The 14140-nt window shown below is 68.9% G+C and carries 10 protein-coding genes and 1 pseudogene; 8 read left to right on the top strand and 3 right to left on the bottom strand.

The annotated features are described in order from the left end of the window. Nucleotides 1-202: 202 nt before the first annotated feature. Nucleotides 203-724, bottom strand: a pseudogene (locus ACIRJP_RS00145) (C40 family peptidase); the annotation flags it as partial. A gap of 285 nt (nt 725-1009) precedes the next feature. Continuing rightward, nucleotides 1010-1750, bottom strand: coding sequence for an IclR family transcriptional regulator (locus tag ACIRJP_RS00140; RefSeq protein ID WP_404166497.1), 741 nt, complete (start codon nt 1748-1750; stop codon nt 1010-1012). Nucleotides 1751-1893: 143 nt separating this feature from the next. Between ACIRJP_RS00140 and ACIRJP_RS00135 the strand changes: the two genes are divergently transcribed. Genes ACIRJP_RS00135 through ACIRJP_RS00125 form a run of 3 tightly spaced genes read left to right on the top strand, consistent with a single transcriptional unit; the run spans nt 1894 to nt 5574 of the window. Further along, nucleotides 1894-3261: an SLC13 family permease gene (locus ACIRJP_RS00135; protein ID WP_404166494.1), complete on the top strand. Its 1368-nt coding sequence runs from the start codon at nt 1894-1896 to the stop codon at nt 3259-3261. Beyond that, a complete protein-coding gene (locus ACIRJP_RS00130) occupies nt 3258-4106 on the top strand; it encodes an enoyl-CoA hydratase/isomerase family protein (RefSeq protein ID WP_404166491.1) in 849 nt (282 codons plus the stop codon). Before ACIRJP_RS00135 ends, ACIRJP_RS00130 begins: the two co-directional genes overlap by 4 nt. Nucleotides 4107-4152: 46 nt before the next feature. Continuing rightward, nucleotides 4153-5574 carry an acyl-CoA synthetase gene (locus tag ACIRJP_RS00125; RefSeq protein ID WP_404166488.1) on the top strand — a complete coding sequence of 474 codons (1422 nt, stop codon included), beginning with the start codon at nt 4153-4155 and terminating at the stop codon, nt 5572-5574. Between the two features lie 401 nt (nt 5575-5975). On the opposite strand, the gene ACIRJP_RS00120 is transcribed toward ACIRJP_RS00125, so the two are convergent. Continuing rightward, complete coding sequence (locus ACIRJP_RS00120) at nt 5976-7436, bottom strand: amino acid permease (protein ID WP_360546474.1); 1461 nt, start codon at nt 7434-7436, stop codon at nt 5976-5978. A gap of 676 nt (nt 7437-8112) precedes the next feature. Here ACIRJP_RS00120 and ACIRJP_RS00115 point away from each other — a divergent pair. From ACIRJP_RS00115 to rbsD, 5 genes are read left to right on the top strand one after another with little or no spacing between them, the layout of a single operon-like run. Continuing rightward, nucleotides 8113-9129, top strand: coding sequence for a LacI family DNA-binding transcriptional regulator (locus ACIRJP_RS00115; RefSeq protein WP_404166485.1), 1017 nt, complete (start codon nt 8113-8115; stop codon nt 9127-9129). Then, nucleotides 9126-10685: a sugar ABC transporter ATP-binding protein gene (locus ACIRJP_RS00110; protein ID WP_404166482.1), complete on the top strand. Its 1560-nt coding sequence runs from the start codon at nt 9126-9128 to the stop codon at nt 10683-10685. Before ACIRJP_RS00115 ends, ACIRJP_RS00110 begins: the two co-directional genes overlap by 4 nt. Beyond that, the gene (locus ACIRJP_RS00105) at nt 10675-12648 is read left to right on the top strand and encodes a substrate-binding domain-containing protein (protein WP_404166479.1); all 1974 of its coding nucleotides are present in this window, start codon (nt 10675-10677) and stop codon (nt 12646-12648) included. The genes ACIRJP_RS00110 and ACIRJP_RS00105 overlap by 11 nt, the downstream gene beginning before the upstream one ends. Before the next feature lie 44 nt (nt 12649-12692). Further along, entirely contained in the window at nt 12693-13613 is a 921-nt protein-coding gene (locus ACIRJP_RS00100; RefSeq protein WP_404166476.1) for a ribokinase, read from the top strand. Next, nucleotides 13610-13999, top strand: coding sequence for a D-ribose pyranase (rbsD, locus tag ACIRJP_RS00095; RefSeq protein WP_404166472.1), 390 nt, complete (start codon nt 13610-13612; stop codon nt 13997-13999). The genes ACIRJP_RS00100 and rbsD overlap by 4 nt, the downstream gene beginning before the upstream one ends. Nucleotides 14000-14140 lie beyond the last annotated feature (141 nt).

Below are 14140 nucleotides of genomic sequence, written 5' to 3'. Positions count from 1 at the left end.
CCTTGGGGGGTATCTTGGACAGGGGAAGGCTAAGGCTCGACGGGTCCGCACGTCAACTACCCCCTGGGGGTATCGGGGTCACGGCCGGAGGCGACGACCAGGTAGGTCGCCGCCACCGCCGACCTCGCCCCGGAGATCTACCAGGCGAGGGGTGCCGTGCGGTGTGGAGCTGAACTGCCGCATTGCTCGCGCGTGCTGGCGGTCAGATCCGTACGCCCCACATGAACGGCATTCCACTCCGTGCGATCGACTCGTAGCGCACCTGGGCGCCCGGCTTCGGAGCATGCAAGATCTGTCCGTTGCCGGCGTAGAACCCAACGTGGCTGAGGTCTGTCCGCATGATGATGAGGTCGCCCGGCTTGAGTGCACTCAGTGAATTGATGCGCGTACCGACGTTGGCCTGAGCCTGCGAGGTACGGGGGATGGCCACCTCTGCCGGGTTGAACGCCCAGGACGTCAGACCGCTGCAGTCGAAAGAGTTGGGTCCTGAAGCACCCCATGCATAGGGAAGGCTGACCCGGCTCTTGGCGGCGCTGAACGCCGCTGCGGCACGCTGGGACGCACTGGCCTCGTTGCCGAGTTGCACCCGCTCACTGGACCGGTTCGCCCGCTCCTCCTTCTCTGCGTTCCTGGCCCGTTCCTCCGCTGCCAGAGTGTTGAGGAGCTTTTGGGCCTGCGCCAGCTTGCCCTGGATCTCCTTTTTCCTGTCACCCAGCCCCTTGCGGAAACTCCGCGCTGCCAAGGATGAGGCGCAAGAAATGCGCGACCCCGCCATGGTTCTGCACTCCCACATCATTCCGTCCACCTGGTCCAAGTACGCGGGCGAGTCCGAAGCGGCGGGCGGCTCGTACACCCGCATCCTTTCCTTCCTCCTCGGTTCGGTCCCGATGCTGGACGACGAGCGCCACCGCCCGCCCCCGCGTGATCAGCCTCTCCGAGGATGCCCGGCCACTGTGGCGGAAACGCCTTGAGTCGGCGACTTCTCAGCGGCGGGAACTACCGGAACGCTTCAGAGCGCGTTGTGGATTTTCTGTGCGGTGTCGCGCACGGCTCGGCCGTAGGTTTCGTGCTTGTCCTCGGTGATTCGGCTGGTGGGTCCTGACACGGAGACCGCGGCGACCGGCTGCCCCTGTGCGTCGAGGATGGCGGCGCCGACAGCGGTGATGCCGTTGCTGAGTCCTTGGTTGTTGATGGAGTAGCCGCGTGAGCGTGTCTCGTCGAGTGTGCGGCGGAGGGTGCCGGGATCGGTGATGGTGTGCAGCGCCTGGGCGGGGAGGGGGTTGGCGAGGAAGTTGTCCACGAAGTCCTTCGTGCCGGCGGCAAGGAATGCGAGCCCGGTGGCGGAGGCGTGCAGGGGAATCCGTTTCCCGAGGGGGAGGAATGCGCGGAGGGGGTGCGCGGTATCGAGGCGTTCGATCAGAACGAGTTCATTCCCGTCGGGCGCGCAAAGGTGGATCGTCTCGGTCGTGGTGAGTTGTAGTTCGTTGAGGAACGGCAGCGCCGCCTCCCGGACCTGTTGATGGTCGCGGGCCTGACTGCCGACCGCGAACGCCCGGTAGGTCAAGTGCCACCGCGTCGGTCGGCCCGTCGACGGCCGGAGCCAGCCGAGCTCGTGCAGCGTGAGGAGGCAGCGCTGCACCGTGCTCTTGGGCAGGTCGACCGTTCGCGCGAGCTCGGAGAGACCGGCCGGCTGCAACTCGGCAACGGCTTCCAGCACGCGAAAAGCAGATACCACGCTGTTGGTCGTCATGCCCTCTCCCAAACTGTTGACGCCCGACCCGGTGCGGGCTAATTTGCGGCAACACTGTTTCATCTGTCGAACCAGCGTGCCACGGAGTGGACCATTTTGGGAAGCGTGAGCCGCTGGCACTCCCCACGGAAGAGGGACGAGGTATGGCAGGACAGCTCGTCGCGTTGATCGCGTTCGTCGGCATCTTCGCGGCTGCGACATTGCGCAAGGTACCGCTCGGCATCCTCATGTTCGCCGCCGCGTGCGGTGCCGGGATCTGGCTGGCGGGTCTGCCGCTCGCGGAAGTGATTGCCGGATTCCCGTTGGACATCCTCGTGTTGCTGGTGGGCGTGACGTACTTCTTCGGAGCCGCGCAGGTCAACGGCACCATCGACGGCATCATCGACGCCACGCTCGCCAAGGTCGGTGACAGGACGGCGCTGCTGCCGATGGTGTTTTTCGTGCTCACCGGTGGCATCTCGGCGATGGGGTCACCACTGGGCGGTCTGGTGATGGCACCGATCGGCATGTCGGTCGCCGACAGGCGCGGCCTCGACCCCATGTTGATGGGCCTGGCGGTGGGAACCGGCCTGAGCGCCGGAGGGTTCGCGCCGAGCAGCCTGTTCGGCATCGTCACCTACGGGACCGCGCACACGGCGGGAATCGAGCTGAGCCCGTTCGTGCTGTTCGCTGCCGCCCTCGCAGTCAATGTGGTGCTGTTCGGGTGCGCCTACTGCATGTTCGGCAGGCGCTTGCTGCGGTCGCGCCAAGTCACCTCGTCCGTGCCGGCGCGGAAGGTCGGCGCCCTGGCCTCGGGCGGAGCAAGCAGCCATGGCCCCGCTTCCACCGGTGGCACGGCAGGCACCGCCGTCGTATCTCCCGGCAGCGAGCGGACGTGGGGGGAGAAGAAGAAGTTCACGCGGATTCAGGTGTGCACCATCTTCTGCATGCTCGGTCTGGTGGGCGCGGTCATCGTGCTGTCGGTGACCGACCGCGACCCGGACATCGGTGTGCTCGCGTTCGCGTTCGGCGCCGTGTTGGCCCTCGTGGACCCGACGTCCGGAAGACAAGCGGTCAAGGGAATCGACTGGTCCACCGTGCTTCTCGTCGGTGGCATCATCACCTACGTCGGCGTGCTCGACCACATGGGTGCGGTGGACCTGCTCGGCGAGTTCGCCAGCAGCTTGAGCGTCCCGCTGCTCGCGGCCTTGTTCATCTGCCTCGTCGGCGGCCTGGTGTCCGCGTTTGCCTCCACCACAGGCATGCTCGCCGCCTTGGTGCCGCTGGCGTTGCCGCTGGTCTCCTCCGGCGACATTCCCGGTTGGGCACTGATCTGTGCCCTCGGTATCTGCGCGTCGATCGTCGACGTCTCCCCCTTCTCGACCGTCGGAGCAACCCTCGTCGCCAGCACGGTCGATGAGCGGCAACGGCCCCGCATGACACGTCTGCTCACTCGCTGGGGGTTGTCGATGGTCGTCCTCGGCCCACTCACTCTGGTCGGGGCCCTCGTCCTCCCGGGTGTGTTGCTGTGACCGCGGAATCGATCGACAACAGGGCCACCGACCGTGCAGAAACGACTCTTCCGCACACTGAGGTGACGAGCGTGATGTGCGAAGTGAGCATGGGCGTCAACGATGCCATCGCCACCCTCACCATCGACAATCGCACCCGTGCCAACGCGTTGACCCGCTCCATGCTCGACGCGCTGGCCGCCCACCTCCGGGATCTCGACGATCGCCCGGACGTCGCGGTCGTCGTGCTGGCCGGTGCCGGCAGCCACTTCTGCTCAGGCCTGGACATCACCGAGATCACCGCCGGCCGCCGGGCCCGCATCGTGGACGACTTCATCGAAGTCGAGGACGCGTTGGCGCGCTGCAGCAAGCCTACGATTGCCGCGGTGCAGGGCCATTGCATCGGCGCCGGCGCTCAATTGGCGATCGCGTGCGACCTGCGCATAGCCGCACGCACGGCGCGGTTGGCCATCACTCCGGCCAAACTCGGCCTGGTATATCCCGCCGGATCGATCGAACGGCTCGTCGGCACCGTCGGCCCGGCCGTCACCAAGCGGCTGCTCTTCACCGCCGACACGATCACGGCAGACACCGCCCTGCGGTCCGGGCTGATCACCGACGTCGTCGCCGAGGACGAGTTCGACACGGCGGTGGCACGCCTCGCCGCCACTGTCGTCTCCCGTTCACCGACCACCATCGCCGCCGCCAAACAGATGACCGACCATGCCGCCTCGCACGGGCACGTGTCGTCCGCATTGCACCAGCGGTGGCGCAACGGACCCGACACCGACTTGGCCGTCGGCCTGGCCGCCTACGCCGCCAAACGCACACCGGACTTCCGGACCGTTGCATCCCCGACCACATGACCTGTCATGAGACCAGCAGTGCAAGAACCGAAAGGCCCCCTCCACCATGTTTCTGAACGCCGTGGACGCGACCAACCCGAACAACGCCGACCTGGCCGACGCGGTCACTGTCGGCGACGAGGTCATCTCGCACGCCGCCCTGTACCAGGCGGCAACAGCATTCGCCGCCACCCTGCCCGATGCCGGCCCGGTCGCTGTCTGCGCCACCCCGAGCATGGAAACGATCATCGCGGTCACCGGATGCCTGCTGGCCGGTGTGCCCGTCGTCCCGGTCCCACCGGACTCCGGAGCCGCGGAACGCCGCCACATGATCACCGACTCCCGTGCGACGTGCTGGGCCGGGCACGCACCCGAGGACGCCGCCGCTCTGCCGGTGCTGCCCGTGCGGCGCCGGCCCGCAGCGACTTCCACGGCCCCGTCGGCGGCGCGGATGGACGACGTAGCGATGATCCTCTACACATCCGGCACGACCGGACCCCCCAAGGGGGTCGAATTGAGCCACCGCGCCCTTGCCGCCGGAATCGACGCCCTCGCCCACGCATGGGACTGGCACCCCGACGACACCGTCGTTCACGGCCTTCCCCTGTTCCACATGCACGGACTCGTCCTCGGCGTGCTCGCCTCGCTGCGAATCGGCTCCCGCGTCGCCCACACCGTCCGACCCCGCCCCACCCACTACGCGGCCACGCCCGGATCGATGTACTTCGCAGTGCCGACCGTATGGTCCCGCATCGCCGCGGACCCGAGCTCCGCACGAGCTCTTCGCCCGGCCCGACTGCTGGTCTCGGGCAGCGCACCCCTCCCCACGACGGTCTTCGACAGCCTCACCGGCCTCACCGGTCGCGCACCCCTGGAGCGATATGGGATGAGCGAAACGATGATCACGCTGAGCACCCGAGCCGACGGGGAACGCCGTCCCGGCTGGGTGGGCGAACCCCTGCGCGGCGTTCAGACCCGGCTGCGCGCCGACAACGGCGATACGGTGCCACACGACGGCCACAGCATCGGTCGCCTCGAGGTCCGCGGCCCCATGCTCTTCGACGCCTACCTCAACCGACCCGACGCCACGGCAGCGGCCTGGACCAGCGACGGCTGGTTCAGCACGGGTGACGTCGCGGTCTGCGACCCCAACGGATACCACCGCATCGTCGGCCGCGAATCGGTCGACCTGATCAAATCCGGAGGCTACCGGGTCGGTGCCGGCGAGATCGAAGCCGCCCTGCTCGCCCACCCCGCCGTCCGCGAAGCGGCCGTCGTCGGACACCACGACGCCGACCTCGGCCAACGCATCGTCGCCTACATCGTGCCCGACGACGCTCATCAACCCGCCCAGCACCTTGCGGACCGTCTCATCGACCACGTCGCCACCAGCCTGTCCCGGCACAAACGCCCACGCGCGGTCGTGTTCCTCGACGCCCTGCCAAGGAACGCCATGGGCAAGGTCCAAAAGTCGCTGCTGTGCACATGAGCACGCGTAACGGTGAGGGCCTCGCAGGGCAAGTGCGCGGAACGAGCAGCGCGGGAAGCGGACGAGCGCCGTTGCGCCGAGGCCGACGAGGCGGCCCGCGCCGATCAACTGGCCCACCCTGCCCGCAACTCGGAGCAGACCCGGGGCGAAGTCGAGGACCTCATCGTGCAGGTGAAGCCCACGGTTTATGACCGTGCCTCCGGGCTCCTGGACGATCTGCGCGCCGCCCACGCCCGCACCGGCGACATCGCCGTTCGAGGAGTGGGCCGGGTGCCTGCGCGAGACCCATCGCAGCAAGCCGTCCGCTTATGCGCCGCTTCGACGAGACCGGCATTCCCCATCCACGGGAACGGCCCGCGCGGAAATGAACCCGCGCGGGCCGTCGCCGCTGCCTGGAAACGTCAGACGTCCTCGCGCTCCCGCGCCAGGACGTTCACCCGGGCCCGGACCACGAACCAGCCACCGACCAGCGCCGCCGCGATCAGCGGCAGGCACAGCACGGTCGTACGTCCCACCCCGCCGCCCCACCACATCAGGAAGACGACCGCGGCGAGGAATGCCAGCGTGATGATCTGCGTGTAGGGCGCCCAGGGCAGCCGGTACGAGGGGCGGGTGACCCGGCCGTCCCGCGAGCGGTGCCAGAACAGCAGCGAACAGAGCATGATCATGCCCCAGGTGCCGAGGATGCCGATCGACGCGAGGTTGAGAACGATCTCAAATGCCTGGCCCGGCATGACGTAATTGAGCACGACGCCCAGCACACCGAAACCGGCGGTCAGCAGGATGCCGCCGTACGGCACCTGGCCCTTGTTCATCCGGCCTGTGAACTTCGGCGCGGAGCCGGCCAGCGCCATGGAGCGCAGGATGCGCCCGGTGGAGTACAGCCCGGAGTTCAGGCTGGAGAGCGCTGCGGTCAGCACGACCAGGTTCATCACACCGGCCGCGCCCGGGATGCCGAGCTTCTCCATGACGGTGACGAACGGGCTCTCGTCCCCCGAGTACGAGGTGTACGGCAGCAGGAGGGCCAGGAGCACCACCGAGCCGACGTAGAAGAGGCCGACGCGCCACATGATCGAGTTGATCGCCTTGGGCATGATCTTCTCGGGGTTCTCCGTCTCGCCGGCGGCCACGCCGCACAGCTCGACGGAGGCGTAGGCGAACACGACCCCCTGGATCACCATCAGCATCGGGAGCATGCCGACGGGGAAGATGCCACCACTGTCACTGATCGTGGAGAAGCCGGGTGTGTGACCGTCCACCGGGTGCTGGGTGACCACCAGGAAGATCCCGATGAGCATGAACGCGACCAGGGCGGAGACCTTGATGATCGCGAACCAGAACTCCATCTCACCGAAGTACTTCACCGAGATCAGGTTGGCGGTGAGCACGACGGCGAGGGCGATCAGGGCGAGGATCCACTGCGGGGTGTCACTGAACATGCCCCAGAAGTGCGCGTAGGTGGCGGCCGCTGTGATGTCAGCCACGGCGGTCGTCGCCCAGTTGAGGAAGTACAGCCAGCCGGCCGCGAAGGCGCCCTTCTCGCCCATGAACTCACGGGCGTACGAGACGAAGGCACCGGAGGACGGCCGGTAGAGAACCAGCTCGCCGAGCGCGCGCACGACGAAGAAGGCGAAGACACCACAGACCGCATAGGCAAGGGCGAGCGACGGCCCCGCCCCGGCCAGCCGCCCGCCCGCGCCCAGGAACAGGCCGGTGCCGATCGCGCCGCCGATGGCGATCATGTTGATGTGTCTGGACTTCAGGTCCTTGCTGTAACCGGCGTCGCCGGCGTCCACATGGGGGGAGCCCGCCGCCGGTGGGGCGACAGCGAGCGTATCGGCCGCGGTGGTGCGGTCACTCATGGAGAGGTTCGCCTTCGTGAGGGGAAGGTGGGCGTTCCCTGCGATGGCTGACTGGGGGAGTCATCGTCACCGTGGCACGGCCCGACGCCATCATCAGGGAATCTTGTGAATTTGACAGTGCCCTACGTCACGAAGGAACAGATCTGAGGTGTTTCAGAGGTTACGGGGCGGTAATGCAAGGCGCCGGTATCTTTGCCACTCGTGGGTCCCGTCCCCTGCAGGGTCACGCCGGAGGTGCGGCGGAGCGCGGTGAGCGGCACAGGCGACTCACATCCAGGCAGCGGGAGTTACCCGTGGACGGCGGATGTCAGGAGTCTCTCCACCGGCGTACCCATGGTGGTGCGGACCCGTCGAGCCCTTCCTCTCCGTTCTCGCGGTGTGAATCGCGCCACCATGAGTCCGGCGGATCTGCGGACCACTGCCAGGCCGAGGTTGTCGGCGCCGGTGCGGCGGGTCTTCGCCCCTCCCGGTCGGCATATTGCGCTGCGTCACGCGACGTCGCTGTCGCCGTCCGGCCTTCACCCCGGCTCCCGTTTTAGTCACAATCCGATCTCGGAGGGCCGGCTAGGTCTTGTTCTCGGCCGTGTAATCGATTCCAATCATCGCTGTAATCGATTCCACGGCTCTGGGCTGCTGGTTTCGAGGCTCACGGAAACCACAAGGAGGTGGTCCGGACATGACGAGCATCAAGGACGTCGCGGCTCAGGCAGGGGTCTCTGTCGCCACGGTCTCCCGTGTTCTCAACAGTCATCCCTCCGTCAGCCCGGACGCGCGGACCCGGGTCCTCGCCGCCGTCGACGTCCTCGGCTATCGGCCCAACGCCGTCGCTCGTTCGCTGCGCACCGATCAGACGCGCACCCTCGGCCTGGTCATCAGTGACGTGCTCAATCCGTACTTCACCGAGCTGGCCCGCTTCGTCGAGGAGGAGGCCCGCGCCCTCGGCTACAGCGTCATCATCGGAAACGCCGACGAGCGGCCGCAGCTGCAGGACCACCACGTCCGCACGCTCCTCGACCGAAGGATCGACGGGCTCCTCGTCTCTCCCGCCGACGGCGACTCCCCGCTGATGACGGAGGTGGCGCGCGCCGGAACCCCGATGGTCTTCGTGGACCGCTGGATGCCCGGCGTCGACGTCCCCGTCGTACGTGCCGACGGCCGCCACGCGATCCGGGACCTGGTCGCCCATCTGTACGCGCTGGGCCGCCGCAGGCTCGCGATCATCGCCGGCCCCGCGGCCACCACCACGGGCGACGAGCGCGTCGAGGCCTTCCGCGAGGCGCTGCGTGCGCACGAGCTCGGCCTGCCGGAGGTCTACATCGGCCAGGGCGACTTCCAGGCGGACAGCGGCCGGCGCGTCACCGAACGCTTCCTGGCGCTTCCCGAGCCGCCCGAGATCGTCTTCGCCGCCGACAACCTGATGGCGCTCGGCGCGCTGGACGCCATCCGCGCCGCCGGCCTGCGCGTCCCGCAGGACATCGGGCTCGCCGCATTCGACGACATCCCGTGGTTCGTCCACACCGACCCGCCGATCACCGCGATCGCCCAGCCGACCGGCGAACTCGGCCGCGCCGCCGTCCGCGCACTGGTCGACATCGTCGAGGGCCGGTCCCCGCAGTCCGTCACCCTCCCCGCCCGCCTCGTCGTACGCCGTTCGTGCGGCGAGCCCGCTTCGGACCAGAGGAGCAACTTGTGAGCAGGCCGGTCGAGTTGCTGCGCATCGAAGGCGTACGCAAGACCTTCCCAGGTGTGGTCGCGCTGGACAGCGTCGACTTCGACCTGCGCAGCGGCGAGGTGCATGTCCTGCTCGGCGAGAACGGAGCGGGCAAGAGCACCCTCATCAAGATGCTCTCCGGTGCCTACCGCCCGGACAGCGGGCGGATCTTCGCCCAGGGGCGCGAGGTCCGCATCCACGGCGCGCAGGACGCCGAACGGCTCGGCATCGCGACGATCTACCAGGAGTTCAACCTGGTGCCCGATCTGACGGTCGCCGAGAACATCTTCCTCGGCCGGCAGCCGCGCCGTTTCGGGATGATCGACCGCCGCCGCATGGAGGCGGACGCCGAGGTGCTGCTGCGCCGGGTCGGCCTGCACGTCTCGCCGAAGGCCAAGGTCCGTGAACTGGGCATCGCCCGGCTCCAGATGGTGGAGATCGCCAAGGCGCTCAGCCTGGACGCGCGTGTCCTGATCATGGACGAGCCGACCGCTGTCCTCACCTCGGAAGAGGTCGACAAGCTCTTCCGGATCGTGCGGCAGCTGCGCGAGGACGGGGTCGGGGTCGTCTTCATCACCCACCACCTCGAAGAGATCGCGGCGCTCGGCGACCGGGTCACGGTGCTGCGCGACGGCCGGAGCATCGACCAGGTCCCGGCCTCGACGCCCGAGGCGGAGCTCGTACAGCTGATGGTGGGACGCAGCATCGACCAGCAGTACCCCCGTGAACGCCCGGAGACCGGCGAGCCGTTGCTCGCGGTGCGCGGTCTGACCCGCAACGGCGTCTTCCACGACATCAGCTTCGAGGTGCGGGCCGGCGAGGTGGTCGGTCTCGCCGGTCTCGTCGGCGCGGGCCGTACCGAGGTCGCCCGCGCCGTCTTCGGCGCCGACCCCTACGACGGCGGCACCGTCGACGTGCTCGGCGAGCGGCTGGCCAAGCACGACGTCACCGCCGCGATGGGCGCCGGGATCGGCCTCGTGCCCGAGGACCGCAAGGGGCAGGGCCTGGTACTCGACGCCTCGGTGCAGGAGAACCTCGGCCTGGTCACCCTGCGTTCGGCGAGCCGCTCCGGACTCGTCGACCTGAAGGGGCAGCGCCTGGCCGCCGCCCGGATCGCCGAACAGCTCGGCGTACGGATGGCGGGTCTCGGCCAGCACGTCCGTACGCTCTCCGGCGGCAACCAGCAGAAGGTCGTCATCGGCAAGTGGCTGCTTGCCGACACCAGGGTGCTGATCCTCGACGAACCGACGCGCGGTATCGACGTCGGCGCCAAGGTCGAGATCTACCAGCTCATCAACGAACTGACCGCATCGGGCCATGCGGTTCTGATGATCTCCAGCGATCTGCCCGAAGTCCTCGGCATGAGCGACCGAGTGCTGGTCATGTCCCAGGGCCGGATCGCCGGAGAGCTCCCCGCACACGAAGCCACCCAGGACGCCGTGATGGCCCTCGCCGTCAGCGCGGCCCCCATGACACACCTGCCGGCCGACCCGACCGGTCCGGCAGCGAACGAAGAGGAGAGCCCCCGTGGCCACTGACACGCTCAAGAGCGATACGGGCGCCAGTGGCGCCGCAGGGCGCACGGTCCGCCGGCTCCTGCTCGACAACGGCGCCCTGAGCGCCCTGGTCGTACTCCTGGTGGCGATGTCGCTTCTCTCCGGCGACTTCCTGACCACGCAGAACCTGCTGAACGTCGGTGTACAGGCCGCCGTCACCGCGATCCTCGCTTTCGGCGTCACCTTCGTCATCGTCTCGGCGGGCATCGATCTGTCCGTCGGCTCGGTGGCCGCGCTCTCCGCGACGGTCCTCGCCTGGTCGGCCACCTCGCAGGGGCTGCCGGTCTGGCTGGCGCTCGTCCTCGCCGTCGTCACCGGCATCGCCTGCGGCTTCGTCAACGGGGCCCTCGTCTCGTACGGCAAGCTGCCGCCGTTCATCGCGACCCTGGCGATGCTGTCGATCGCGCGAGGTCTGTCGCTGGTCATCTCCCAGGGGAAGCCGATCGACTTCCCCGGCTCGGTCTCCGTGCTCGGCGACACGCTCGGTGGCTGGCTGCCCGTCCCCGTCCTCGTGATGGTCGTGATGGGACTGATCGCGGCGCTGATCCTGGCCCGCACCTACATCGGCCGTTCGATGTACGCCATCGGCGGCAACGAGGAGGCGGCCCGCCTCTCCGGACTGCGCGTCAAGCGGCAGAAGCTGGCCATCTACGCCCTCTCCGGGCTCTTCGCCGCCGTCGCGGGCATCGTCCTCGCGTCCCGGCTGACCTCCGCGCAGCCGCAGGCCGCGCAGGGCTACGAGCTCGACGCGATCGCCGCGGTCGTCATCGGCGGCGCCAGCCTCGCCGGCGGTGTGGGGAAGGCGTCCGGGACGCTGATCGGCGCGCTCATCCTCGCCGTGCTGCGCAACGGGCTGAACCTTCTCTCCGTGTCCGCGTTCTGGCAGCAGGTCGTCATCGGTGTCGTCATCGCCCTCGCGGTGCTGCTGGACACCGTCCGCCGCAAGGCCGGATCCGGAGCCGTCGCACCGGGCGGTTCGGCCGCCGCGCCGGGCTCTCCGGGATCGGGCCGCAAGGGGGCGGGTGCGGTCAAGTTCGGCATAGCCGCACTGTGCGTGGCCGTCGTCGTGGGCGCGGTGTCCTACTTCAACCCCGGTTCCTCCGGCGGCAACACCAAGGTGGGCATGTCGCTCTCCACGCTCAACAACCCCTTCTTCGTGCAGATGAAGGCGGGCGCGCAGGCGGAGGCGAAGACGGCCGGGGTCGACCTCACCGTCACCGATGCGCAGAACGACGCCTCGCAGCAGGCCAACCAGCTCCAGAACTTCACGAGTTCGGGCGTGAAGTCGATCATCGTCAATCCGGTGGACTCGGATGCGGCGGGCCCCGCCGTCCGGGGCGCCAACAAGGCGGACATCCCGGTGGTCGCCGCCGACCGAGGGGTCAACAAGGCGCGGACCGCGACGCTCGTGGCATCCGACAACGTCGCCGGTGGCAGGCTCGCCGCCAAGGCACTGGCCGAGCGGCTCGGCGGCAAGGGCAGCATCGTCGTGCTGCAGGGGACGGCCGGCACCTCGGCCAGCCGTGAGCGTGGCGCGGGCTTCGCAGAGGGTCTCAAGTCGTATCCGGGCATCAAGGTCGTGGCCAGGCAGCCGGCGGACTTCGACCGGACGAAGGGGCTGGACGTCATGACCAACCTGCTCCAGTCCCACCCGAGGATCACCGGTGTCTTCGCCGAGAACGACGAGATGGCGCTCGGCGCGGTCAGGGCGCTCGGCAGCAAGGCGGGCAAATCGGTCTCCGTCGTCGGATTCGACGGAACTCCCGACGGTCTGAAGGCGGTCGGCGCGGGCACGCTGTACGCGTCCGTGGCCCAGCAGCCGAAGGAACTGGGCAGGATCGCCGTGCAGAACGCGGTGAAGGCCGCTGAGGGCAAGAAGGTCGACAGCATGGTGAAGGTGCCGGTCAAGGTCGTCACCAAGAACAACGTCGCCGATTTCTCCTGAACAGCGTCCCCTCGCGCAGCGCCCGACCTCGGAAAGCAGGAACAATGCACGTCAACGATCAGGACCGGTACGACCTGCTGGTCGTGGGCTCCGCCAACGCCGACCTGGTCGTCGGCGTCGAACGACGCCCCGCCGCCGGTGAGACCGTGCTCGGCTCCGATCTGGCCGTCCACCCGGGCGGCAAGGGCGGGAACCAGGCGGTGGCCGCCGCCCGCCTCGGAGCCCGCACGGCACTGCTGGCCCGGGTGGGGGACGACGCGCACGGCCGACTGCTGCTTGAGTCGCAGAAGGCGGCGGGCGTCGAGACCGCCGGCGTCCTCGTGGGCGGGGCCCCCACCGGGGTCGCGCTGATCACCGTGGACCCCTCGGGCGACAACAGCATCGTGGTGTCGCCGGGGGCCAACGCCCGCCTCACCCCGCAGGACATCCGGGCGGCAAGCCCGCTGTTCGCCGCCGCCCGGGTCGTCTCCGTACAGCTGGAGATCCCGCTGGAGACGGTCGCCGAGGTGGCCGCCGCGATGTCGGCCGATGCCCGGCTGGTGCTGAACCCGTCCCCGCCCGCGCCGCTGCCCGATCAGGTACTGGCCGCCTGCGACCCCCTGGTGGTCAACGAGCACGAGGCGCGCTACATGCTGGGCGACGACGCCGGCGGCACGCCCGAGGAGTGGGCGCGCGCACTGCTGGGTCTCGGCCCGCAGTCGGTCGTGGTCACGCTGGGGGCGGCGGGGGCGCTCGTCGCGGACGGCCGAACCGGTGATGTCGTCACCGTACCGAGCCCCAGGGTCGAAGCCGTGGACACGACCGGGGCGGGCGACGCCTTCACGGCCGCCCTGGCCTGGCGGCTCGGCCTCGGCGAGGAACTTGCTCAGGCCGCCGCGTTCGCCGTGCGGGTGGGAGCGGCGGCCGTCACCAGGCAGGGCGCGCAGGCGTCCTTCCCGACCGCGCGGGAGGTCCCGGCCCCGTGAAGAAGGCAGGAATTCTCAACCGGCACCTCGCGGGGGCCCTGGCCGAACTGGGGCATGGTGACGGAGTTCTGATCTGCGACGTGGGCATGCCCATCCCGGTCGGCCCCCGCGTTGTCGACCTGGCTTTCCGGGCCGGCGTCCCGTCGTTCGCCCAGGTGCTCGACGGCCTGCTGGACGAGCTCGTGGTGGAGGGGGCGACGGCAGCCCACGAGGTCACGGAGGCCAACCCGGAGGCCGCGCGTCTCCTGGGCGATCGCCTACCGGGACTCGTCCACGTACCCCACGACGAGCTCAAGGCACTTTCGGCTGGAGCCCGGCTGGTGGTACGGACGGGGGAGGCGCGGCCTTACGCGAATGTGCTCCTTCGGTGCGGGGTCTTCTTCTGACCGGGACGCACGGCGAATGACAGGGACACACCGCGAAGGAACGCACCATCAGTAACCCACGGCCGAGGTTGCCTTGGGGCGGACGTGACGTAGCGTTGCCCTTTTGGTGGTGTTCGAAGGAGCACCGCGAGGCACCGTTGC

Origin of the sequence: Streptomyces sp. NPDC102437, from assembly GCF_044765565.1 — a bacterium.
Lineage (GTDB): Bacteria > Actinomycetota > Actinomycetes > Streptomycetales > Streptomycetaceae > Streptomyces.
The sequence above is the reverse complement of the archived record's forward strand: the minus strand, read 5'-3'. Positions and strand labels throughout refer to the sequence as shown.

Excerpts from the sequence above, each read along its gene's own strand:
- ACIRJP_RS00135 (WP_404166494.1), top strand. The coding sequence starts at position 1,894 with ATGGCAGGACAGCTCGTCGCGTTGATCGCGTTCGTCGGCATCTTCGCG.
- ACIRJP_RS00125 (WP_404166488.1), top strand. The coding sequence starts at position 4,153 with ATGTTTCTGAACGCCGTGGACGCGACCAACCCGAACAACGCCGACCTG.
- ACIRJP_RS00100 (WP_404166476.1), top strand. The coding sequence starts at position 12,693 with ATGCACGTCAACGATCAGGACCGGTACGACCTGCTGGTCGTGGGCTCC.
- ACIRJP_RS00140 (WP_404166497.1), bottom strand. The coding sequence starts at position 1,750 with ATGACGACCAACAGCGTGGTATCTGCTTTTCGCGTGCTGGAAGCCGTT.
- ACIRJP_RS00120 (WP_360546474.1), bottom strand. The coding sequence starts at position 7,436 with ATGAGTGACCGCACCACCGCGGCCGATACGCTCGCTGTCGCCCCACCG.
- ACIRJP_RS00115 (WP_404166485.1), top strand. The coding sequence starts at position 8,113 with ATGACGAGCATCAAGGACGTCGCGGCTCAGGCAGGGGTCTCTGTCGCC.